Annotated in this window: 21 protein-coding genes; 14 read left to right on the plus strand and 7 right to left on the minus strand. The window is 58.6% G+C overall.

Annotated elements, in window-relative coordinates; translation table 11 throughout:
* Nucleotides 1-9 precede the first annotated feature (9 nt).
* The 3 genes from dacB to BFV97_RS13655 form a co-directional block, all read right to left on the minus strand.
* A complete protein-coding gene (gene dacB, locus BFV97_RS13645) occupies nucleotides 10-1,509 on the minus strand; it encodes a D-alanyl-D-alanine carboxypeptidase/D-alanyl-D-alanine endopeptidase (protein ID WP_069300947.1) in 1,500 nt (499 codons plus the stop codon).
* Nucleotides 1,510-1,584: 75 nt separating this feature from the next.
* Entirely contained in the window at nucleotides 1,585-2,238 is a 654-nt protein-coding gene (locus BFV97_RS13650; RefSeq protein ID WP_069300948.1) for a nicotinate-nucleotide adenylyltransferase, read from the minus strand.
* Complete coding sequence (locus BFV97_RS13655) at nucleotides 2,235-2,657, minus strand: hypothetical protein (protein ID WP_069300949.1); 423 nt, start codon at nucleotides 2,655-2,657, stop codon at nucleotides 2,235-2,237. The genes BFV97_RS13650 and BFV97_RS13655 overlap by 4 nt, the downstream gene beginning before the upstream one ends.
* Nucleotides 2,658-2,822: 165 nt before the next feature.
* Between BFV97_RS13655 and ettA the strand changes: the two genes are divergently transcribed.
* The gene (gene ettA / locus BFV97_RS13660; protein ID WP_069300950.1) at nucleotides 2,823-4,478 is read left to right on the plus strand and encodes an energy-dependent translational throttle protein EttA; all 1,656 of its coding nucleotides are present in this window, start codon (nucleotides 2,823-2,825) and stop codon (nucleotides 4,476-4,478) included.
* Between the two features lie 204 nt (nucleotides 4,479-4,682).
* On the opposite strand, the gene BFV97_RS13665 is transcribed toward ettA, so the two are convergent.
* On the minus strand, nucleotides 4,683-5,327 hold the full coding sequence (locus tag BFV97_RS13665) for a putative phage abortive infection protein (RefSeq protein ID WP_069300951.1): 645 nt from the start codon (nucleotides 5,325-5,327) through the stop codon (nucleotides 4,683-4,685).
* A 300-nt stretch (nucleotides 5,328-5,627) separates the two neighbouring features.
* Here BFV97_RS13665 and BFV97_RS13670 point away from each other — a divergent pair, with 300 nt between their 5' ends.
* From BFV97_RS13670 to BFV97_RS13730, 13 genes are all read left to right on the plus strand, one after another.
* Nucleotides 5,628-7,922, plus strand: a complete 2,295-nt coding sequence (locus tag BFV97_RS13670) for a bifunctional salicylyl-CoA 5-hydroxylase/oxidoreductase (RefSeq protein WP_069300952.1) — start codon at nucleotides 5,628-5,630, stop codon at nucleotides 7,920-7,922.
* On the plus strand, nucleotides 7,919-8,656 hold the full coding sequence (locus BFV97_RS13675) for an SDR family NAD(P)-dependent oxidoreductase (RefSeq protein WP_069300953.1): 738 nt from the start codon (nucleotides 7,919-7,921) through the stop codon (nucleotides 8,654-8,656). The genes BFV97_RS13670 and BFV97_RS13675 overlap by 4 nt, the downstream gene beginning before the upstream one ends.
* The gene (locus tag BFV97_RS13680) at nucleotides 8,653-9,129 is read left to right on the plus strand and encodes a MarR family winged helix-turn-helix transcriptional regulator (protein ID WP_069300954.1); all 477 of its coding nucleotides are present in this window, start codon (nucleotides 8,653-8,655) and stop codon (nucleotides 9,127-9,129) included. The genes BFV97_RS13675 and BFV97_RS13680 overlap by 4 nt, the downstream gene beginning before the upstream one ends.
* Nucleotides 9,130-9,131: 2 nt before the next feature.
* The gene (locus BFV97_RS13685) at nucleotides 9,132-9,932 is read left to right on the plus strand and encodes an enoyl-CoA hydratase family protein (protein ID WP_069300955.1); all 801 of its coding nucleotides are present in this window, start codon (nucleotides 9,132-9,134) and stop codon (nucleotides 9,930-9,932) included.
* The gene (locus BFV97_RS13690) at nucleotides 9,932-11,083 is read left to right on the plus strand and encodes an acyl-CoA dehydrogenase family protein (protein WP_069300956.1); all 1,152 of its coding nucleotides are present in this window, start codon (nucleotides 9,932-9,934) and stop codon (nucleotides 11,081-11,083) included. Before BFV97_RS13685 ends, BFV97_RS13690 begins: the two co-directional genes overlap by 1 nt.
* 14 nt (nucleotides 11,084-11,097) lie before the next feature.
* A complete protein-coding gene (locus tag BFV97_RS13695; protein ID WP_069300957.1) occupies nucleotides 11,098-12,720 on the plus strand; it encodes an AMP-binding protein in 1,623 nt (540 codons plus the stop codon).
* A gap of 46 nt (nucleotides 12,721-12,766) precedes the next feature.
* The gene (locus BFV97_RS13700; protein WP_069300958.1) at nucleotides 12,767-13,903 is read left to right on the plus strand and encodes an ABC transporter substrate-binding protein; all 1,137 of its coding nucleotides are present in this window, start codon (nucleotides 12,767-12,769) and stop codon (nucleotides 13,901-13,903) included.
* A 57-nt stretch (nucleotides 13,904-13,960) separates the two neighbouring features.
* A complete protein-coding gene (locus BFV97_RS13705) occupies nucleotides 13,961-14,881 on the plus strand; it encodes a branched-chain amino acid ABC transporter permease (RefSeq protein ID WP_069300959.1) in 921 nt (306 codons plus the stop codon).
* Entirely contained in the window at nucleotides 14,878-15,861 is a 984-nt protein-coding gene (locus BFV97_RS13710) for a branched-chain amino acid ABC transporter permease (RefSeq protein WP_069300960.1), read from the plus strand. The genes BFV97_RS13705 and BFV97_RS13710 overlap by 4 nt, the downstream gene beginning before the upstream one ends.
* Nucleotides 15,854-16,612 (plus strand): ABC transporter ATP-binding protein, encoded by a 759-nt coding sequence (locus BFV97_RS13715; protein ID WP_069300961.1) that lies wholly within the window; start codon nucleotides 15,854-15,856, stop codon nucleotides 16,610-16,612. The genes BFV97_RS13710 and BFV97_RS13715 overlap by 8 nt, the downstream gene beginning before the upstream one ends.
* The gene (locus BFV97_RS13720) at nucleotides 16,609-17,298 is read left to right on the plus strand and encodes an ABC transporter ATP-binding protein (protein ID WP_069300962.1); all 690 of its coding nucleotides are present in this window, start codon (nucleotides 16,609-16,611) and stop codon (nucleotides 17,296-17,298) included. Before BFV97_RS13715 ends, BFV97_RS13720 begins: the two co-directional genes overlap by 4 nt.
* Before the next feature lie 26 nt (nucleotides 17,299-17,324).
* A complete protein-coding gene (locus tag BFV97_RS13725; protein WP_069300963.1) occupies nucleotides 17,325-17,726 on the plus strand; it encodes a RidA family protein in 402 nt (133 codons plus the stop codon).
* A gap of 167 nt (nucleotides 17,727-17,893) precedes the next feature.
* Nucleotides 17,894-18,328, plus strand: a complete 435-nt coding sequence (locus tag BFV97_RS13730; RefSeq protein ID WP_069301050.1) for a universal stress protein — start codon at nucleotides 17,894-17,896, stop codon at nucleotides 18,326-18,328.
* 209 nt (nucleotides 18,329-18,537) lie between these two features.
* Here the strand turns inward: BFV97_RS13730 and BFV97_RS13735 are convergent, their stop codons facing one another.
* The 3 genes from BFV97_RS13735 to BFV97_RS13745 are packed head-to-tail and all read right to left on the minus strand — an operon-like array spanning nucleotide 18,538 to nucleotide 21,248.
* Nucleotides 18,538-19,278: an ABC transporter ATP-binding protein gene (locus BFV97_RS13735; protein WP_069300964.1), complete on the minus strand. Its 741-nt coding sequence runs from the start codon at nucleotides 19,276-19,278 to the stop codon at nucleotides 18,538-18,540.
* Nucleotides 19,279-19,290: 12 nt separating this feature from the next.
* Nucleotides 19,291-20,046, minus strand: a complete 756-nt coding sequence (locus BFV97_RS13740) for an ABC transporter ATP-binding protein (RefSeq protein WP_069300965.1) — start codon at nucleotides 20,044-20,046, stop codon at nucleotides 19,291-19,293.
* Nucleotides 20,047-20,060: 14 nt separating this feature from the next.
* Complete coding sequence (locus BFV97_RS13745) at nucleotides 20,061-21,248, minus strand: branched-chain amino acid ABC transporter permease (RefSeq protein ID WP_069300966.1); 1,188 nt, start codon at nucleotides 21,246-21,248, stop codon at nucleotides 20,061-20,063.
* Nucleotides 21,249-21,250 lie beyond the last annotated feature (2 nt).

Raw genomic sequence — 21,250 nt, forward strand, 5'->3', positions numbered from 1 at the left:
CGTTGGCGATCAGGAGCCAACGCCAAATTCCAGCGCCCAGTGCCGCAGCAGTTTTTGCTGCATGATCTGGGAGCGTCTGCGCCACGCCCGCCCGCCTTCGGGTCGTTCGCGGTTGGCGCGGCTGATCTGGGACCGCCGCTTCATATCCGCCGTAAAGATGGCAAAGGTCAGTTTCTGCCCGTTCGGGGTGTCGATGTAGCCTGCCAGCGCACTGGCAAAGTTCAGCGTTCCGGTTTTCGCCAGCACTTTCACCCCTTCAATCGGGGCGGCACGGCCTTTGGAGTTCACCAGTTTGATTTCCTTAAGCAACGGACGCAGTGGCCCGTTCCAGCCCGACCGCGCAAGGATCTGAACCATCTGCTGCGCGTTCACCCGTGAATCATCCCCAAGGCCCGAATGATCCACGAATTTCACCCCCTGCACGCCATAAGCCCTCTCGACCCAATTGGTCATCTCCCGCGCAGAACCGGCCAGATCACGTACCGCAGCACCCCGCTTGCGCGTAGTGGCAAGCCCCGTGACCTCGGCCGTCAAATTGGTGGAATACTTCAACATGCCTTTCATCTGGTCATGCAGATTGGCGCTAACCTCTTGTGCCACAAGCGTGCCGTTTTGCAGCCGGTTGGTTGCGGTGGCGTCAGGCAGGCGCACGCCTTTTTGCGCCGCCAGACCCCGAAAGACTTCGCCCACATAGGCGTCGATCTCACGCACGGGCAACCAGCGCCCGCCGCTCTTGCCAAGCGCGCCGCGCATGACGGTCCATTCCTCGTTTTTGGTGGATTTCTTATATGTGAACAGCGGCCCCTGCCGGTTCACGATCCCCATGCGAATACCCCGCACCGCAGGCCGGAATCTGTTGGTACGCGCGTCCATCGAGGTGGCATAGCCGTTCGCAGTTTGCTTCCATTCGAAATAGACGCGATTGAAATTCAGGTTCAATCCGGACACAGCGGGGTTGTAGCCCACGTGATCGGGCTGCTGCGGGTCGATGCTGTGCTGATAGGGCAAGGCACCGCTGTAGACATGAAACCGCCCCGAAACCCCCGTGATCCCCGCCTTGCGCAGCTTGTCCGCAAGACTGGCCAGCCCGTCCGTATCCAGATGGGGATCGCCGCCCCCTGCAAGGATAAGATCCCCTTGCACAATGCCCCCCGAAACCGGACCCGTGGCAATCAGGCTGGTGGCAAAGCGGTGGTTCGCCCCCAGATGCTGCAAGGCATAAAGTGCTGTGACCGATTTTGTTACACTTGCGGGGGGCAATTCCTTGTCGGATGTGTAGGATTCCAGAATCCGTCCCTGACTGTCCGCCACAAGGATGCTGACCTCACCGGACAGGCCGGCACCCTGTACAATATCGGCAATGGAAACCTGCGGGCTGGCGGCTTTGACCTTTTGCGCACCGCGCAACGGGCGGTGGTGCGGGCGCGGTGATGTCAGCGGGGCCGATGCCAGTGCCGGCACCGCAACAGAGGCCAGCATGGCAGAAAGAAAGAAACGACGGGTCAACATATTCGCGGTCACATTACTCTGGGATTGTTCACACCAGAGCTTAGGGCGTCCGGCCCGCCCCGACAAGGTGGCGGCTTAGGTTTCAGGCAGTGTTTTGCCAGCGTCTGGCACCGGTGCACCGGGTGTCGGCCAGTCGCCACGGGCCCGAATCTGCGTGCTCGACTGGCGCACCATCGGGCCGGTCAGCAAAGACCAGCAGGGCGCCTCGCGGAACGGCAGCGCTTCGGCGCGGCGGGCCGGCAGGCGATAGTTGCGATAGCGTCGCGCCGCCAAAGAACAGCCAGCGGCCAGTTGCTCCCCCGGACGTCCCAGAACGCCGATGGGCAGGGTCTCCATGATCCAGTCCCAATCTTTCCAGCGGTGGAATTCCGCCAGATTATCCGCCCCCATCAGCCAGACAAACCGCACCCCGCGATAGCGGGGCAGCAGCGCCTGCAAGGTGGCTGCGGTATAGCGCGTGCCCAGATGCGCCTCTATGTCTGTGACGATCATGCGCGGATCATCCGCCAGCGCCCGACAAGCCGCCAGACGCCGCTCCATTGATGCGGGTCCACGGGCCTTTAGCGGGTTGCCCGGACTGACCATCCACCAGACCCGATCCAGCCCGAATGATTTCAGCGCCCAACGCGAGATATGCAAATGGCCCTGATGGGGCGGATCAAACGACCCCCCGAGCAGCCCGATACGCTGGCCTTGTGTGGCCAGCGGGAAATGCGCCTGTTTCGTCACGCCTTATGGCCCTTTGTGCGGTCCCCTGCGTGGCACAATCCGCTTAGCACCATGCCGGTGGACAGGTTCTTTCCTTTCAGCCCGCGCCGCTCTGCCACGGTGCAACTGCCCCGCAAACGGTTATCGGGCAGTTCTACCACGTCGCATTCAAAATATCCGGCACGGCGCAGGAAAGTGTTCATCAGCGCCTTGGCATCGCGCCCTTTGCTTTCGCCTATCTGCGGACAAGTCAGGTTTTCCAGCAGCAGTTCGCGCCCTTTGAACAAAATCCTGTCCCCCGAAATCGCCTTGGTGTGGACCCTGTCCCAAATCGCTGTTTCCACGCGGCGCGGCTGCTCTGCCTGCGCCGCGACGGACAGCAGGCAGATCCCTGTCAGAACCGCCACAAAGCGCGGGATATGATAGCATGATACATTCATTGCCCGTCTGGTTACGGGATAAAGCGGCGCTATTCCAGCGAAACAGCACGCCACCTGCACAAAGCCGCCATCCTGCTACAGAATGCCCGCCCCCGCCCATTGCTCCTTTAGTCCCGCTTCGGTAAGAACACCCAAACGTCAGATACCAGAAATAAGGGCAACCAGATGGCTTCCTACCAATATGTTTACCACATGGACGGTGTGTCCAAGACCTATCCGGGCGGCAAGAAGTGCTTTGAGAACATCCGCCTGTCCTTCCTCCCCGGCGTCAAAATCGGCGTCGTCGGCGTCAACGGCGCGGGTAAATCCACGCTGATGAAAATCATGGCCGGTCTGGACAAGGATTTCACCGGCGAGGCATGGTCCGCCGAAGGTGCCAAAGTCGGCTATCTGCCACAGGAACCTAAGCTGGACGAGAGCCTGAACGTGCGCGAAAACGTCATGCTGGCGGTGGCCGAGAAGAAGGCGATCCTGGACGAATACAACGAACTGGCGATGAACTATTCCGACGAAACCGCCGAGCGTATGGGCGAGTTGCAGGACATCATCGACGCACAGGACCTATGGAATCTCGACGCCAGCATCGACATCGCGATGGAAGCCCTGCGCTGTCCGCCGGATGACGCGGATGTTGCGAATCTTTCGGGCGGTGAAAAGCGCCGTGTTGCGCTGTGTAAGCTGCTCATCGAAGCGCCTGACATGCTGCTGCTCGACGAGCCGACCAACCACCTTGATGCGGAAACCATCGCCTGGCTGCAAAAGCACCTGATCGACTATAAAGGCACCATTCTGATCGTGACCCACGACCGGTATTTCCTTGATGATATCACAGGCTGGATTCTGGAACTCGACCGTGGCCGTGGCATCCCCTATGAGGGCAATTATTCCAGCTGGCTGGAACAAAAAGCCAAGCGGCTTGCCCATGAGGCCAAAGAGGATAAAACCCGCCAGAAAACGCTGGAGCGGGAACTGGAATGGATCCGTCAGGGGGCCAAGGCCCGTCAGGCGAAACAAAAGGCGCGGATCAACGCCTATAACGATCTGGCAAACCAGTCAGAGCGCGAGAAAATCACCCGCGCCCAAATCGTTATCCCGAACGGCCCCCGTCTCGGCGGCAAGGTGATCGAGGTTGAAAACCTCTCCAAAGCTTACGGCGACAAGCTGCTGGTGGAAGACCTGTCCTTCTCTCTGCCACCGGGCGGGATTGTCGGTGTGATTGGCCCGAACGGTGCGGGTAAATCCACCCTGTTCAAGATGCTGACAGGTCAGGAACAGCCCGACAGCGGCACTGTTACCTATGGTGACACGGTGAAACTGTCCTATGTGGACCAGTCCCGCGACAACCTTGATGACAAGAAAACCGTCTGGGAGGAAATCTCCGACTCTCAGGACATTATCAAACTGGGCGATGCGGAAATGAACGCGCGGGCCTATTGCTCGGCCTTCAACTTCAAGGGTGGCGACCAACAAAAGACGATGAACCTGCTGTCGGGCGGTGAACGCAACCGTGTGCATCTGGCCAAACTGCTGCGCGAAGGCGGCAACGTGCTGCTGCTTGACGAACCGACCAACGATCTGGACGTGGAAACCCTGCGCGCCCTTGAAGACGCGCTGGTAGACTTCGCAGGCTGCGCGGTGGTGATTTCCCACGACCGTTTCTTCCTTGACCGGATCTGTACGCATATTCTGGCGTTTGAGGGCGAAGCCCATGTGGAATGGTTTGAAGGCAACTTTGCGGATTACGAAGAAGACAAAATCCGCCGTCTTGGGCCAAATGCGCTGGAACCGACACGGGTGAAATACAAGAAATTCACACGGTAACAAAACGAAAATGGGTCGGGCTGAAGCCCGACCTACGCATTATCGCGGTGGTATGACGAATAGGGCCAGTCCTTCGGGTGAGCGACAAATCCGTGCTTTACCGGATTGTTCCAACAATACCGCAAGTGGTTGTTATAATCCCGCTCGTCGCGGATGTGATGTTCCCAAAACCGCCGCTGCCAGATACCTGCCTCGCGTTTGAAGCTATTCGAACGCGGATGGGGCGTAAGTATTTTCCGAAGATGAATAAAGAAGGTGGGTCTTATCTATGTTCTTGAGTAGCGCATATTCTTCCATCAATGGCTTAAAATTTTCATGCCCCCGAACCGAAAGACCGTTGAGAAAGAGAATTAACACTTCGTCATCCGAGAGATTGGCACGGATTAAATTAGTATAAAATCGTTTTTCTTCAATTTCACTGCGATGAACCAATTTAACCAAGTTGTACAACACACGAAAATAATGCCCCAGTTCGTGCGCACGACTTTCGTAAAACCTCTCGTACCGGGCGATCGTACTTTCGTCCGGTCTATTGTCGCTAATAATTTCTTGAAGGTAACGCTTAAAGACTCCTTTCCCAAGTCTATCGTTGGCTGGCTCATCGCTTAACGCCATTTCGGAAGTTAATCGCACGAACAGTTGGAGTGTTTGGAAAAATGTATTTTCGAAGATCTGTTTCGTCTGACAAACTTGTTGTGATTTCGTGAGATCATTCTGCGCTTCTAAGATCTTCCTTGTTTCGTCGATCTCTTGCTTTGCCATTGCGACCTCTTCGCGTTGCAACACAATGGCGTAGACCACTCCTGCGAAAGCCAGTCCTGAAAACACAGAATTCACTGCCCCGAACATGTCGCCGAATGTTCCTCTTTGATCGTCCTCAAACAACAAATAAAAATTTAGACACCAGGATGCAGCTACGAAAACTATTGCGACAATCGGAATCCAGACTGTTCTACTTTTTATCCACAAAGTATCACCTATCTCAATTTTAACCCACGCTATACACTTATGTATCGTGCGCAAGCGATATCCGACCTCCCCTCACCCATTTACTTCAAACTTAAAATATTTTTACTTGAACGAAATCGCGACTCACCCTAGCCTTTCTTTATTCAGCCCCTTGGTGCTGGCCCTCAGAGAGGATGATTGATGCGTATAGCTGTTTTGGGTGGCGGACCGGCCGGTCTCTATTTTGCGATCTCCATGAAACTGCGCCAGCCGGACGCAGAGGTGGTTCTACTGGAGCGCAACAAGCCGGACGACACCTTTGGCTGGGGGGTGGTTCTGTCGGATGAAACGCTCGACAATCTGCATCGCAACGATCCTCAATCCGCCGCTGAAATCCGCAAGCATTTTGCCTATTGGGACGATATTGCCGTCCACCATCAGGGGCAGAAGATGCTGTCCACAGGTCACGGGTTTTGCGGCATCGGACGGCAGCGGCTGTTGTTGATCCTACAGGAACGGGCCCGCGCGCTTGGCGTTGACCTGCGATTTGAAACCGAGGTGAAATCCGCCGCCGCCTACCAGTCCGAATATGATGTGGTGGTGGCTGCTGACGGGCTGAATTCCAAGACACGCATGGAATTTGCCGACACATTCCAGCCTGATATAGACCTGCGCAGCTGCCAGTTTGTCTGGCTTGGCACCCATCAGAAATTCGACGACGCTTTTACCTTTATTTTTGAGAACACCGATAAGGGCTGGATCTGGGCCCATGCCTATCAGTTCAACGATGACACCGCGACTTTTATCGTTGAATGTTCCCAAGACACGTTTGACGCCTATGGGTTTGCCGATCTGAGCCAAGCCGAAAGCATCAAAATCTGTGAGGATATATTTAAGGACCATCTGGGGGGTCACGCCCTGATGACCAACGCCAATCACATTCGCGGGTCCGCGTGGATACGCTTCCCCCGCGTGCTTTGCGAAAACTGGAGCCATGAGAATGTCGTGCTGCTGGGCGATGCCTCGGCCACGGCGCATTTTTCCATCGGGTCCGGCACCAAACTGGCACTGGAAAGCGCGATAGAACTGGCGGAATACATCACCGGAGAGGCTGATCTTAACGCGGCATTTGCCAAATATCAGGACCAGCGCCGTCTGGAAGTGCTGCGCCTGCAATCCGCCGCCCGAAACTCGGTCGAGTGGTTTGAAGATGTGGAACGCTACCTGCATCTCGACCCTGTGCAGTTGAACTATTCCCTGCTGACCCGTTCCCAGCGGATCAGCCATGAAAACCTGCGGGAACGGGATGCTGCGTGGCTGGCCTCTGCCGAGGCGTGGTTTCAGAAACAGGCCGGAGGTGCAGAAACCAACCCACCCCGCGCACCGATGTTTGCGCCCTTCCAACTGCGCGATATGCAGTTGAAAAACCGCATCGTTGTCTCCCCGATGGCGCAGTATAAGGCCGTGGACGGCTGCCCGACCGACTGGCACCTGATCCATTACGGGGAACGGGCCAAGGGCGGTGCCGGACTGGTCTATACCGAAATGACCTGCGTGTCGGCTGAGGGTCGGATTACGCCGGGCTGTCCGGGGCTTTACGCACCCGAACATCAGGCCGCTTGGCAGCGGTTGAATGACTTCATCCACGGCGAAACCGATGCAAAAACCTGCTGCCAGATCGGCCATTCGGGGCGCAAGGGATCAACTCGTGTGGGCTGGGAAGGTATGGATCAACCGCTTGAAGCCGACAACTGGCCGATCCTGTCCGCTTCGGCAATTCCGTGGTCAGACAGGAATGCGACGCCGCAGGCCATGACCCGTGCGGATATGGATATGGTGCGGGACCAGTTTGTTGCAGCGGCGGAAATGGCACAGGCTGCAGGGTTTGACATGATCGAACTTCACGCCGCCCACGGGTATCTGATCTCTTCCTTTATCTCGCCCCTGTCCAACACCCGCACAGATGAATATGGCGGTTCGCTGGAAAACCGGATGCGCTACCCGCTGGAGGTTTTCACCGCGATGCGGGCGGTCTGGCCGGCGCAAAAGCCCATGTCGGTGCGGATTTCGGCAAATGACTGGGCCGGCGATGATGGCGTTACCCCCGATGAAGCGGTCGAGATCGCCCGGATGTTCGAAAGCGCGGGTGCCGATATTATCGACGTCTCTGCGGGGCAAACCTCGACAGAGGCACAGCCCGTCTACGGCCGTATGTTCCAAACCCCGTTTTCCGATCGCATCCGCAATGAAGCGGGCATCAAAACGATGGCTGTCGGCAATATTTACGAGCCGGATCACGTCAATTCCATCCTGATGGCGGGTCGGGCCGATCTGGTGTGTCTGGCGCGGCCCCATCTGGCCGATCCCTACTGGACGCTTCATGCCGCAACAGAGATTGGCGACCGGCAGGAAAACTGGCCCCAGCCCTATGACGCGGGGCGGGACCAGCACTGGCGTCTGGCGGACCGGCAGGCGGAAATGGTGGGCAAAGTATGACGCCGCACCATGTGGTCATATCCGGCGGAGGCACGGGGGTTGGCGCAGAAATCGCCCAGACCTTTGCCCGCGACGGCGCAAAAGTCACCATCCTCGGGCGCAGCGAAGCCCCGTTGCAGGCACAAGGCCTGCCCTATCAGATTTGCGATGTGACAGACCCTGCTTCGGTGGCACAGGCCATTGACGCTGCCCGCGCGCAACACGGGCCTGTCACTGTTGCCATTGCCAATGCGGGGGCCGCCCTTAGCAAGCCTTTCGCAAAAATGACCGGCGCCGATTTGCACGCGATGACAGATGTTAATCTGGCTGGCGTGTTCCATCTGTGGCAGGCGGTTCTGACCGATATGAAAGCCGCAGGCGAAGGGCGGATGATCGCCATTGCCTCCACTGCGGGGCTGAAGGGCTATCCCTATGTGGCAGGCTATTGCGCGGCAAAACACGCCGTGGTCGGGCTGACCCGTGCCCTTTCGCTGGAGCTTGCGGATACGGGGATCACCGTCAATGCAATCTGCCCCGGTTTCGTGGAAACGCCGCTTCTGGAGCGTTCCATTGACAACATCATGGAAAAAACCGGAATGCCCCGCGAACAGGCGGTAAAGTCCTTGCAGAAAAGCAATCCGCAGCGCCGCTTTATCCAGACGGATGAGGTGGCGAGCACGGCGCTCTGGCTGTGTTCAAAGGGGGCGCGTTCGGTAAACGGCCATGCGCTCAGCCTGTCAGGGGGCGAGATATGAGCGAGCACGCTGCTATTCTGCCGGAAGATTCCGCCTCCAAAGCGCGGCTGCGCCTGTGGCTGCGGTTTCTGAAAGCCAGCCGCGCGATTGAGACCCAGATCAGGGAGAACCTGCGGCGGGAGTTCGCCTCTACCCTGCCCCGCTTTGATGTGATGGCCGCCCTGTCACGCTATTCCGACGGGCTGAAGATGAGCCAGCTTTCCGAGGTGTTGCGCGTCTCAAACGGCAATGTCACCGGCATTGTTGACCGGCTGGTCGAGGACGGATTTCTGGTGCGGGTTGCCGTACCAAACGACCGCCGTGCGTGGCGGGTCCGCCTGACGGAACTGGGCGAAAAGGAATTTGCAGCACAAGCCGCCGCACATGAAAGCTGGATAAACGAGATGCTAGGCGAATTTGGCGAAAAAGACGCCGCCAATATCGCGGTCCGGCTGGAACAACTTGAAACAAGCCTTCGGGAGAAGAAACAATGACCATGCGCACCGACGTGAAACATTTTCTGTGCAAGATCGAGGACGGCATCGCCACAATCGCGCTGGACCGGCCCGAACGCAAAAACCCGCTGACCTTTGACAGCTATGCCGAACTGCGGGACTGGTTCCGTGATCTGGTCTATGCGGATGACGTGAACGCGGTTGTTTTTGCCTCCAACGGCGGGAATTTTTCTTCGGGTGGCGATGTGCATGACATCATCGGCCCGCTGACAAAGATGAGCATGAAAGAACTGCTGGCCTTTACCCGCATGACCGGCGATCTGGTCAAGGCGATTGTGAACTGCGGCAAGCCGGTGATTGCGGCAATTGACGGGGTGTGTGTCGGGGCCGGTGCGATCATTGCCATGGCTTCTGATCTGCGGATCGCCACACCGGAGGCGAAATGCGCCTTTCTGTTCACCCGTGTCGGGCTGGCGGGCTGCGATATGGGCGCCTGCGCGATCCTGCCCCGCATCATCGGTCAAGGCCGCGCTGCAGAATTGCTTTACACGGGACGTTCGATGAATGCGGAAGAAGGCGCGAACTGGGGGTTTTACAATTCCGTCGTGGCTGCGGACGAGCTGGATACAGCCGCGCAGAACATGGCGGCCCGCATCGCGGCGGGGCCGAATTTCGGGAATATGATGACCAAAACCATGCTGGCGCAGGAATGGTCCATGTCCATCGAACAAGCGATCGAGGCCGAAGCACAGGCACAAGCCATTTGCATGCAGACGGCCGATTTTGAACGCGCCTTCAACGCCTTTGTCGCCAAGGAAAAACCCGTGTTTGAGGGCAACTGATGTCAGACAGAACCTTCCTGAACTGGCCGTTCTTTGAGGACCGCCACTGCAAGTTGGCAGAGAATCTGGACGCTTGGGCGACAGAGCATCTGGCCGCGATCGACCATTCGGACACCGACAACGCCTGTCGGTCCATTGTGGCGGCTTTGGGCAAAGGCGGCTGGCTCACCCATTCGGCTGTGGACCCGCAGGGGGATGCGCCACTGGATGTGCGCACGCTCTGCCTGATCCGCGAGACGCTTGCACGCCATGACGGGCTAGCGGATTTTGCCTTTGCAATGCAGGGTCTCGGCACTGGGGCGATTTCCCTGTTTGGATCAGACGCGCAGAAATCCCAATGGCTGACCAAAACCCGCAAGGGCGAAGCCATCTCGGCCTTTGCTTTGACCGAACCGCAATCCGGTTCCGATGTGGCCAGTTCCAGCATGACAGCAACGCCGGACGGCGACGATTATATCCTCAATGGCGAAAAGACGTGGATTTCTAACGGCGGGATTGCCGATGTTTACACCGTCTTTGCCCGCACTGGCGATGCACCGGGCGCAAAAGGTCTGTCGGCCTTTATCGTCCCCGCCGATACCCCCGGTTTTGAGGTGGCAGAGCGGCTGGAAACCATCGCGCCTCATCCACTGGCCACACTGCGGTTTACCGATTGCCGGATTCCCAAATCAGCGATGGTCGGCAACAGCGGCGAAGGCTTCAAGATTGCCATGTCGGTGCTGGATGTGTTCCGCTCCACCGTGGCGGCGGCAGCGCTCGGCTTTGCCCGCCGTGCGTTGGATGAATCCCTTGCCCGCGTCACCAGCCGACACGTTCAGGGCGCGCCCCTGTTCGATCTGCAACTGGTGCAGGGGCATATTTCGGATATGGCTGTTAACGTGGATGCCAGCGCCCTGCTGATCTACCGCGCCGCATGGACCAAGGACAGCGGCGCCCCGCGTATCACCCGCGAGGCGGCGATGGCCAAGCTGTTCTCCACCGATCAGGCGCAAAAAGTCATCGACGCCGCGGTGCAATTGCACGGGGGGGACGGGGTGCGCTCCGGTGAAACGGTCGAAAAACTCTATCGCGAAATACGGGCGCTGCGAATCTACGAGGGCGCCTCTGATGTTCAAAAAGTCATCATCGCCCGCCAGACTCTGGGCGCATAGGAGAGACAGGAAACATGCTAGGGCCAAGCGCACATACCGACAGTTTCACACGGGATAATCTGCCCCCGAAGAACACTTGGCCCGACTTCCTGCTGGATGGGTTTGATTATCCCGAGTATCTGAATGCCGCCGTAGAGTTGACCGATGCGATGGTGGCCAAAGGCTTTGGCGACCACACCGCGCTGATTGGAAACGGGCGGCGGCGCACCTACAAGGAACTGGCCGACTGGACCAACCGTCTGGCCCATGTGCTGGTGGAAGATTTCGGCGTGGAACCGGGCAACCGCGTGCTGATCCGCTCTGCCAACAACCCCGCGATGGTGGCCTGCTGGCTGGCAGCGACCAAGGCGGGGGCGGTGGTGGTCAACACCATGCCGATGCTGCGCAGCGCGGAACTGGCCAAAATCGTGGATAAGGCAGAGATCACCCATGCGCTGTGTGACACGCGGTTGATGGATGAAATGGTGGCCTGCGCCAAGGGCAACGCCACGCTGACCCATGTGATCGGCTTTGATGGAACATCCAACCACGATGCAGAACTGGACCGGCTCGCCCTGGAAAAATCCGTGCAGTTTGAAGCGGTGAAAACCGGACGAGACGATGTGGCGCTGCTCGGGTTTACATCGGGCACAACGGGCGCTCCTAAGGCGACGATGCATTTCCACCGCGACCTGCTGATCATCGCGGACGGCTACGCAAAGGAAGTCCTGAACGTCACGCCCGAGGATGTGTTCATCGGCTCGCCACCGCTGGCCTTTACCTTCGGGCTGGGCGGTCTGGCGATCTTTCCCTTGCGGTTCGGGGCGGCCGCAACCCTGCTGGAAACAGCCTCACCGCCCAATATGATCGAGATTATCGAGAAATACCGCGCCACCGTCTGTTTCACCGCGCCGACAGCATACCGCGCCATGCTGGCCGCGATGGAGGAAGGTGCTGACCTGACGAGCCTGCGCGCCGCCGTATCCGCAGGGGAAACCCTGCCCGCGCCGGTCTATCAGGCGTGGATCGAGAAAACCGGCAAACCCATGCTTGACGGAATCGGCGCAACAGAGATGCTGCATATCTTTGTCACCAACCGCTTTGACGATCACGCCCCCGCCTGCACCGGCAAGCCTGTCACCGGCTATGAGGCCAAGATCATCGACGAAACCGGTGCCGAAGTGCCGCGCGGCACCGTGGGCCGGTTGGCCGTGCGCGGCCCGACGGGCTGTCGCTATCTTGCGGATGACCGGCAGGCCAAATATGTACAGGACGGCTGGAACATCACGGGTGACGCTTTCTCTATGGATGAAAACGGCGCATTGCATTTTGCCGCCCGCAACGATGATATGATCGTATCTTCGGGCTATAACATTGCCGGCCCCGAGGTGGAGGCCGCACTTCTTGCCCATGAACTGGTTGCGGAATGCGCCGTGATCGGCGCACCGGACGAGGACCGCGGGTGCATCGTAGAGGCCCATGTGGTTCTGCAATCCGGCACACCGGACGCCGCCACCGCCAAACTGTTGCAGGATTTCGTCAAAGCACAGATCGCGCCGTACAAATATCCCAGACGGATCATTTTCACAGAAGGTTTGCCAAAAACCCAGACAGGGAAAATTCAGCGTTTCCTTTTGAAGCAGGATGTGGATTCATAACCCATCGACAATCTGCAAATAAAACAGACAACAAGGGAGAACTATAATGAAAATCAAGACACTGGCACTTGCCTCCGCGCTGGCGGCACTTGGCACGGCAGGACTGGCCGAACCTGTAAAAGTCGGCATGATCACCACGCTTTCGGGCGGCGGTGCAGGGCTTGGCATTGATGCACGCGACGGTTTTATGCTGGCGGTAAAACAATCCGGCAACACCGACATCGAAGTGGTGATCGAGGACGACCAACGCAAACCGGACATTGCTGTGCAACTGGCTGACAAGATGATCCAGTCGGAAAAAGTGGACGTTCTGACCGGCATCATCTGGTCCAACCTCGCGATGGCCGTGATCCCGAGCGCGACCGCACAGGGCAAGTTCTACCTGTCGCCAAATGCCGGACCTTCCGCGCTGGCTGGTAAGGGCTGTCACGAAAATTACTTCAACGTGGCATGGCAGAACGACAACCTGCACGAAGCCGCAGGCGCCCATGCAACCGCTGAAGGGTACAAAAGCACCTTCATCCTTGCCCCGAACTATCCCGCTGGTGTTGACGCGCTGACCGGTTTCAAAAGCCAGTACAAAGGCGAACTGTCGGGTGAGCTGCTGACCAAGCTCGGCCAGACAGATTACGCTTCTGAAATCGCACAGATCCGCGCCTCCGGTGCTGATAGCGTGTTTTTCTTCCTGCCGGGCGGCATGGGGATTTCCTTTCTGAAGCAATATGCCGACAGCGGTATCGACCTGCCGGTCGTTGGCCCTGCCTTCAGCTTTGATCAGGGCATCCTGCAAGCGGTGGGCGATGCGGCCCTTGGGGTGCGCAATACCTCCCAGTGGAGCAAGGACATCGACAACGCCACAAACAAGGCGTTTGTGGAGAGCTTTCAGGCCGAATACGGCCGCCTGCCGTCACTCTACGCCAGTCAGGGGTTCGACACCGCCAACCTGCTGCTGAGCGCGATGGGCAAGGCCAGCGTCAAGGATGCAGACGCCTTCCGCGCCGCGCTGAAAGAGGCGGATTTCTCCAGCACGCGGGGAGATTTCAAGTTTAATAACAACAACCACCCGATTCAGGACATCTATGTGCGCGAAGTCATCAAGGAAGGCGATGTGTACACCAACAAGATCGTTGGCGTTGCCCTTGAAGATCACGGTGACGTCTACGCCGCTGACTGTAAGATGTAAGCAAATCCGGCGGGCGCGGCCATTGCTGCGCCCGCCCCTTCGCGCAAGGCGTTTTTCATGTCCCTCCTTCTCTTGGCTGAACAGGTTCTGAACGGATTGCAGTTCGGGATCATGCTGTTCCTTATGGCTGCCGGTCTGACACTTGTGTTCGGGGTGATGGGGTTGATCAACCTCGCCCACGGCTCTTTGTTCATGATCGGTGCATTTGCCGCCGCTGCCGTTGCCGGTGCCACCGGATCTTTCCTGCTGGCCCTGATCGCTGCGCTGGCCGCCGCTGCTGCTGCCGGTGCGCTGGTAGAAGTGCTTGTGATCCGCAGGCTTTACGCCCGCGAACATCTGGATCAGGTTCTCGCCACTTTTGCGCTGATCCTGATCTTTTCGGAAAGCACGCGCTGGCTGTTCGGGTCTTTCCCGCTGTTTTTGAACATCCCCGAGGCCCTTTCCGGCCCTGTCACCCTGCCCGGTGGCATCCAGTATTCGCTCTACCGTCTGACCCTGATCGCCATCGGGCTGGTCGTGGCATTCGGCCTGTTCCTGCTGATTTCACGCACACGGCTTGGCATCCAGATCCGCGCCGGTGAAAGCGACCGCGAGATGATTGCCGCCCTTGGCGTCGATATTTCCAAACTCTACACCATCGTCTTCGCCCTTGGCGCCGCCCTTGCCGGGCTGGCCGGGGCACTGGTCGGCGCGATCCAGTCGGTGCAGGTGGGCATGGGCGAACCCGTTCTGATCCTTGCTTTCGTCGTCATCGTGATCGGCGGTATCGGGTCGATCAAAGGCGCATTGGTCGGGGCGATCCTTGTGGGGCTGACGGACACGCTGGGCGGGCTGCTGCTGCCCCTGTTCTTCGGCCTGTTCATGGACAATGCCTCTGCCACTTCCACCGGATCGGCGCTGGCCTCTATGTCGATTTACATCCTGATGGCCATCGTTCTGGTGGTGAAACCCTCCGGCCTGTACGGAGCCCGCGCATGACCCGTGAGACCCTGATAAATTCCGCGCTGGCGCTGGCACTGCTACTGGTGCCGCTTTGGGCTTATGCGATGGACGAACCGTTTATCATCACGCTGGCCACCAAGGTCGCAATCCTTGCGCTGGCGGGCGTGGGCCTGAACATTGCCCTTGGCCTTGGCGGGTTGGTCAGCCTTGGTCATGCCGCCTTCTTCGGGATCGGCGGCTATGCGATGGGTATCCTTGCCAGCCACGCCCAGAGCTATACCGCCATCACAGACTGGCCGGTCCTGATCGAAGGCACGAAATCCATGCCGGTGATCTGGCTTGTGGCGCTGCTCGCCTCCGGTTTGGCGGCGCTGCTGATCGGTGCGCTTAGCCTGCGCACCTCCGGTGTTTATTTCATCATGATCACCCTCGCCTTCGGGCAGATGTTCTATTACTTCGCCATAAGCTGGGCCGCCTACGGGGGCGAGGACGGTCTGTCCATCTACGTGCGAAACAGCTTTCCGGGGTTGAACACGCTCGACCCGATCCAGTTCTTCGCCATAACCTTTGTTTTGCTGCTGGCCGCCCTGCTTTTCTCGGCACGACTTGCGAAATCTCCCTTCGGACTGGCCCTGAATGCGGCGCGGCAATCCCCGCAACGGGTGGAAACCATCGGCCTGTCCCCCTACCGCTTGCGCCTTGTGGCCTTTGTGATCTCGGGCATGATCACCGGACTGGCAGGCGCGCTGTTTGCCGATCTTAACCGCTTTGTCAGCCCGACCATGTTCAGCTGGCAGACCAGCGGCGAAATCATGGTGTTCATCATCCTTGGCGGCACGGCGCGTCTGTTCGGCCCTGTCGCGGGTGCGGCGCTGTTTATCATCCTTGAACATATCCTCGGCGGGCTGAGCGAGTTCTGGCATATCTACCTCGGCCTGTTGCTGTTGCTGGTGGTACTGTTTGCAAAAGGCGGCGTGATCGGAACCCTTGCCGGACGGGAGAAAGCCCATGACTGACCCGCAGACCCCGATCCTTGAAACCCGCAACATCTGCAAAGCCTTTGGCGCGCTCAAAGCCAGTCAGGACATCTCGCTTGACCTGCGGGCGGGCGAAATCCACGCGCTGATCGGGCCGAACGGGGCGGGAAAATCCACCCTGATCGCCCAGATTGCAGGCGGTTTGAAACCCGATAGCGGCTCGGTCCATCTGAACGGGCGGGATGTCACTGCCCTGCCCACGGCAAAACGGGCGCAGCGGGGGCTTGGACGCACGTTTCAGGTCTCGGCCCTTGCGATGGAAGACACGGTTCTGCAGAACGCCGTGCTCGGTGCGCTTGGCGCACAGGGCCGCCCCTTTCGCCTGTTCCAATCCGCCCTAGGCAATGCCGGCCTGCGACAGGTGGCAGAACAGGCGCTGGAGCGTGTCGGCCTGCAGGATCACGCCCGCAGCCGCACCGCGGAGCTGTCCCACGGGCAGCGCCGCCAGCTAGAGGTCGCAGTGGCCCTGACCCTCAACCCCAAAGCCTTTGTGATGGATGAGCCAATGGCCGGACTGGGCGCAAGCGGCTCCAAAGCCCTGACAGGGTTTCTCGACAGCCTGCGTGAACAGGCCCCGATCCTGATGGTGGAACACGACATGGATGCAGTGTTTGCGCTGGCTGACCGGATCAGCGTGCTGGTCTACGGCCAGATCATCGCCACGGGCAGTGTCGCGGAAATCCGCGCCCATCCCGAAGTCCGCCGCGCCTATCTGGGAGAAGACGCATGAGCCTGCTTTCGATCCAGAATGTTGCGGCCTCCTACGGCGCCACCCAAGCCCTGTTCGATGTCTCGCTAGAGATTGCAGAGGGCGAGGTTCTTGCCCTCATGGGGCGCAACGGCATGGGCAAATCCACCACCGTCAAAACCATCTGCCGCCTGCTGCCAGCCAGCGCGGGGCAAATCACCTTTGACAAAACAGACCTGACCCGCCTGCCCGCCTTCAAAGCGGCGCGGCTCGGGCTGGGTCTGGTGCCTGAAGGCCGGCGCTGTTTTCCAAACCTCAGCGTTGAGGAGAACCTTACCGCTGCGGCCCGCGCGGGCCATTGGGATCTGACCCGCGTGGCAACCCTGTTTCCGCGCCTTAAAGAACGCCGCGACCAGTCTGCAGCCTCCCTGTCCGGGGGTGAGCAACAGATGCTCGCGATCGGGCGCGCCCTGATGACCAACCCGCGCCTGTTGATCCTTGATGAAGCCACCGAAGGGCTCGCGCCGCTGGTCAGACAGGAAATCTGGACCGCCATCGCCACGTTGAAACGGGATACAGGCCTGTCGATTCTGGTGGTGGATAAATCCCTTAAGGAACTGTCACAGGTGGCCGACCGCGCGACCATCCTTGAACGGGGCAGAACCGTCTGGACCGGTTCGATGGCAACGCTCAACGAAGACGTAACACAACAATTCCTCGGCGTCTGAACACGCCCTTTGCACGGAGAGAGACCATGACACAGACAACAATCCAACCCGATGGATGGGCCCCCGCCAAAGGCTATGCCAACGGCGTTCTCGGGGCGGACGGCACGCTGTATATCGGCGGTCAGATCGGCTGGACTGCCGAGCAAAAGTTTGAGACCAACGATTTCATCGGCCAGATGGAACAGGCGCTGCGCAACATTGTCGATGTGATAGAGGCCGCCGGCGGCAAGACATCGGACATCACCCGCCTGACGTGGTTCATTCTGGACAAGACGGAATATCTCGCCCGTCAGTCCGAAGTCGGCGCGGTCTATCGCAAGGTGCTGGGCCGGCATTTCCCCGCCATGTCCATGCTGGTGGTCGCGGGGCTGATCGAAGACGAAGCGCTGCTGGAAATCGAAGCCACCGCCTATCTCGGTCCGCGCTAACAGGCGCTGTCAATAGAACCGGTGGCACCGACTGTCACCGGTTAATTTGACATCCGGTCAATTCGCCCCAGTGAAATTCCGGCAAAACCGGCTTAAATTGATCCCTATCAAAGAAACCTTTGCGCGTTCATGCTATCATGGACACGTCGCAAAAACGGGAGAAAATCATGTTCACCACAATTGTCGCTGCTGTTGATGGGTCGGAACCATCCAAACACGCATTGAAAGCGGCTTGTGATATTGCCGGTCACTACGGCGCAGAACTGCATCTGGTCCACACCCCGCAAGTGGACACCACAGCCGTTGCTGTCGGGGCGGGAACCTATGTGCTCGAAGCCTCATTCGAGCAGATCGCAGAAGCGGGCCGCGCCGTCATGACCGAGGCAAAAAATGCCTGCACAGGCTATGGCATCGAACCCAAAAGCACCTATATCGGCAGCGGAATCCCTGCCGACGAAGTCCTGTCTGTCGCCACCGCCAAAGACGCCGACCTGATTGTCTGCGGCCGTCGCGGTCTTGGCAATCTCGCCGCCATTTTCCTTGGCAGCACCTCGTCCAAGATCACCCATGACGCCACCTGCGCGGTTCTGACGGTCAAATAACGGTTCTACCGCAGTAACACTGCCGGAAACCTGCTGACGCAGGGCAGGTTTCCGACACTGTTAGGGCGCCAAATGACCATGCCTCCAGCCCCTGCGCGGACCGGCCGGATCACCACAGCCTCGCGCCTTGCTTCAATGTTCCAAAAATACTCATAATGAAAGGGCGGCCCCGAAGACCGCCCTGACAGTAAAAATGACCGCCGTTCCGCCTAGATCGCCAGATATTCGTGGCGCAGTTGTTCGTTATCCAGAACCTCTTTGGCAGTGCCGTCAAACACCACCTGCCCCGTATCAAGGATCACCGCCCGATCCGCGAGGTTCAGCGCGGCGACCGCGTTCTGTTCTACGATGATCGTCGTCATCCCCTGTTCGCGAATGTGGTGCAGGGTCTTCTCGATCTCTTGCACAATCACCGGCGCCAGCCCCTCGTAGGGTTCATCCAGTAGCAACAGTTTTATGTCCCGCGCCAGCGCGCGTCCGATAGCCAGCATCTGCTGCTCACCGCCCGACAGGGTTGTACCCTCTTGCTTGCGCCGCTCCCCGAGACGGGGGAACAGGTCATAGATGCGGTCGATCGACCAGCCAATCGGCTTTTCGATCTGGGCCAACTGGATATTTTCCTCCACCGTCAGCCCCTGAATAATCCGCCGGTCCTCGGGCACCAGACCGATACCCGCCTGCGCCGCCTGCCATGCTTTCATCTGGTGCAGGGGTTGGCGGTCCAGCCAGACTTCGCCGTGGGTCAGCATCGGATCATCCAGACGTGCCAGCGCCCGCAGGGTAGAGGTTTTCCCCGCCCCGTTGCGCCCCAGCAGCGCGAGGATTTCGCCTTCGTGGATATTCAGCGACACGCCCTGCACGATATAACTCTCACCGTAATAGGCGTGAATATCATAGGCCGAGAAATAGGCCGGCGCGGTGGCAGCGTGATTTGCGTTCTTTTCCATCATGTCATGCACCCCTTAATGCGCCGTACCAAGATAGGCTTCCTGAACTTTCGGATGGCCTTTGATGTTTTCGGGCAGGTCTTCGACGATCACCGTCCCCTGTGCGAGCACCGAAATCTTCTGCGCCAGCGAGAAGACCACATGCATATCATGCTCGATAACAGCCATCGTAATATGTCGTTTGTCCTGTATCTGGGCCAGCAGTTCGATGGTGTTGTTGGTATCCGCCCGCGCCATCCCCGCTGTGGGTTCATCAAGCAGCAGCAGCTTGGGGTCTTGCGCCAGACACATGGCCATTTCCAACCGCCGTTTGTCACCGCGCGACATGGATGAGGCGATCATGTCCCGCTTGTCGATCATATTCACGTCGATCAGCATCTGTTCGGCCTTGTCACGAATATCGCTCTGCCCCTGCACCCGCGCCAGTGCATTCAATTCAAACGCACCGTCCCGTTTGGCAAAACAGGGGATCATCACGTTCTCAAACACGCTGAGATCGGCAAATATCTCCGGTGTCTGGAACACACGGCTAACGCCGATCTGGTTTATTTCATGGGGTTTCTTCCCCAACAGCGAATGCCCGTCGAAGGTCACAGCGCCGGTATCAGGCAGCAGTTTTCCAACAAAGCAGTTCAGCAGCGTGGATTTCCCCGCCCCGTTCGGGCCGATAATTGCGTGAATGGTGCCTTCTTCCACGTTCAGGTTGACGTTTTGCAACGCTTTCAACCCGCCAAAAGACTTGTTCACATTCTGGACTTCAAGGATTCCCATTAATCCACCCTTCCCTATTCACCGGCCGGGGCATATTTGCCCTCGGTGTCTTTTTTGTTCTTGTCGCCACTGAACCGGTCGCGAATGCGGGTCGCCCCTTCCATCAGGCCACCGGGCAGGAAGATCACAATCAGCATGAACAAAAGGCCCAGTGTCAGGTGCCAGCCGGAGCCGACGAAATGCTCTGCCACCCAGATCAGACCGTTCTCGATCCCGTCCGGCAGAAAACCGAACCACCCGTGCAACACGCTTTCGTTGATCTTGGAAAAGATGTTCTCAAAGTATTTGATGAAACCCGCGCCCAGCAGCGGCCCCAGCAAGGTGCCCGCACCGCCAAGGATGGTCATCAGAACCACCTCGCCCGAAGCGGTCCACTGCATCCGCTCTGCCCCGGCCAGCGGGTCCATAGAGGCCATAAGACCACCCGCAAGCCCTGCATACATCCCCGAGATCACAAAAGCGGCGAGCGTATAGGGGCGCGAGTTGAGACCTGTATAGTTCAGCCGTGTCTGGTTGGTCTTGATCGCCCGCAGCATCAGCCCGAACGGAGAGCGGAAAATCCGCATGGACAGGTAGAACGCCACCAGCATCAGCACCGCGCAGAAATAGTAGCCGACGTTAAAGGAAAACGACCAAGCGCCAAGGTCCAGCTCAAAGGTCGAACGCATCTCCAGCCCGAAGAAATGGGTGGCATCCGGCCCGTCCCCCTTGAGCCATTGCGGATCGTCGTTATAGACCTGCAAACCGGTTTCCCCGTTTGTCAGCGGTGTCAGGACCGAATAGGCCATCGCAAAGGACATCTGCGCAAAGGCCAGTGTCAGGATCGAAAAGTAGATCCCCGACCGACGTAGGGAGATAAATCCGATAATCACCGAAAACAGCCCCGCCACAATCACCGACAGGATGATCGCCGGCACGATGTTATAGCTAAGCAGTTTGAACATCCAAACCGCCGCATAAGACCCTGCCCCCAAAAAGGCCGCATGACCAAAGGACAGGTATCCGGTCAGGCCGAACAGGATGTTAAAACCGATGGCAAAGATTCCGAAGATCACAAACCGCTGCATCAGGTCGGGATACCCCGCATTGAACTGCGCCATCGCACTGTCTGCGGGAAACGGGTTCATGATGAACGGGGCGAGTGCCGTAACACAGATCACGAAGATGAATAGGCCGGTGTCTTTTTTGTTCAGTCCAAGCATGG

The organism is Neptunicoccus sediminis, from assembly GCF_001719615.1.
GTDB lineage: Bacteria > Pseudomonadota > Alphaproteobacteria > Rhodobacterales > Rhodobacteraceae > Amylibacter > Amylibacter sediminis.

Excerpts from the sequence above, each read along its gene's own strand:
- dacB (WP_069300947.1), bottom strand. The coding sequence starts at position 1,509 with ATGTTGACCCGTCGTTTCTTTCTTTCTGCCATGCTGGCCTCTGTTGCG.
- BFV97_RS13655 (WP_069300949.1), bottom strand. The coding sequence starts at position 2,657 with ATGAATGTATCATGCTATCATATCCCGCGCTTTGTGGCGGTTCTGACA.
- ettA (WP_069300950.1), top strand. The coding sequence starts at position 2,823 with ATGGCTTCCTACCAATATGTTTACCACATGGACGGTGTGTCCAAGACC.
- BFV97_RS13665 (WP_069300951.1), bottom strand. The coding sequence starts at position 5,327 with ATGTTCGGGGCAGTGAATTCTGTGTTTTCAGGACTGGCTTTCGCAGGA.
- BFV97_RS13670 (WP_069300952.1), top strand. The coding sequence starts at position 5,628 with ATGCGTATAGCTGTTTTGGGTGGCGGACCGGCCGGTCTCTATTTTGCG.
- BFV97_RS13675 (WP_069300953.1), top strand. The coding sequence starts at position 7,919 with ATGACGCCGCACCATGTGGTCATATCCGGCGGAGGCACGGGGGTTGGC.
- BFV97_RS13680 (WP_069300954.1), top strand. The coding sequence starts at position 8,653 with ATGAGCGAGCACGCTGCTATTCTGCCGGAAGATTCCGCCTCCAAAGCG.
- BFV97_RS13685 (WP_069300955.1), top strand. The coding sequence starts at position 9,132 with ATGCGCACCGACGTGAAACATTTTCTGTGCAAGATCGAGGACGGCATC.
- BFV97_RS13690 (WP_069300956.1), top strand. The coding sequence starts at position 9,932 with ATGTCAGACAGAACCTTCCTGAACTGGCCGTTCTTTGAGGACCGCCAC.
- BFV97_RS13695 (WP_069300957.1), top strand. The coding sequence starts at position 11,098 with ATGCTAGGGCCAAGCGCACATACCGACAGTTTCACACGGGATAATCTG.
- BFV97_RS13700 (WP_069300958.1), top strand. The coding sequence starts at position 12,767 with ATGAAAATCAAGACACTGGCACTTGCCTCCGCGCTGGCGGCACTTGGC.
- BFV97_RS13705 (WP_069300959.1), top strand. The coding sequence starts at position 13,961 with ATGTCCCTCCTTCTCTTGGCTGAACAGGTTCTGAACGGATTGCAGTTC.
- BFV97_RS13710 (WP_069300960.1), top strand. The coding sequence starts at position 14,878 with ATGACCCGTGAGACCCTGATAAATTCCGCGCTGGCGCTGGCACTGCTA.
- BFV97_RS13715 (WP_069300961.1), top strand. The coding sequence starts at position 15,854 with ATGACTGACCCGCAGACCCCGATCCTTGAAACCCGCAACATCTGCAAA.
- BFV97_RS13720 (WP_069300962.1), top strand. The coding sequence starts at position 16,609 with ATGAGCCTGCTTTCGATCCAGAATGTTGCGGCCTCCTACGGCGCCACC.
- BFV97_RS13725 (WP_069300963.1), top strand. The coding sequence starts at position 17,325 with ATGACACAGACAACAATCCAACCCGATGGATGGGCCCCCGCCAAAGGC.
- BFV97_RS13730 (WP_069301050.1), top strand. The coding sequence starts at position 17,894 with ATGTTCACCACAATTGTCGCTGCTGTTGATGGGTCGGAACCATCCAAA.
- BFV97_RS13735 (WP_069300964.1), bottom strand. The coding sequence starts at position 19,278 with ATGATGGAAAAGAACGCAAATCACGCTGCCACCGCGCCGGCCTATTTC.
- BFV97_RS13740 (WP_069300965.1), bottom strand. The coding sequence starts at position 20,046 with ATGGGAATCCTTGAAGTCCAGAATGTGAACAAGTCTTTTGGCGGGTTG.
- BFV97_RS13745 (WP_069300966.1), bottom strand. The coding sequence starts at position 21,248 with ATGCTTGGACTGAACAAAAAAGACACCGGCCTATTCATCTTCGTGATC.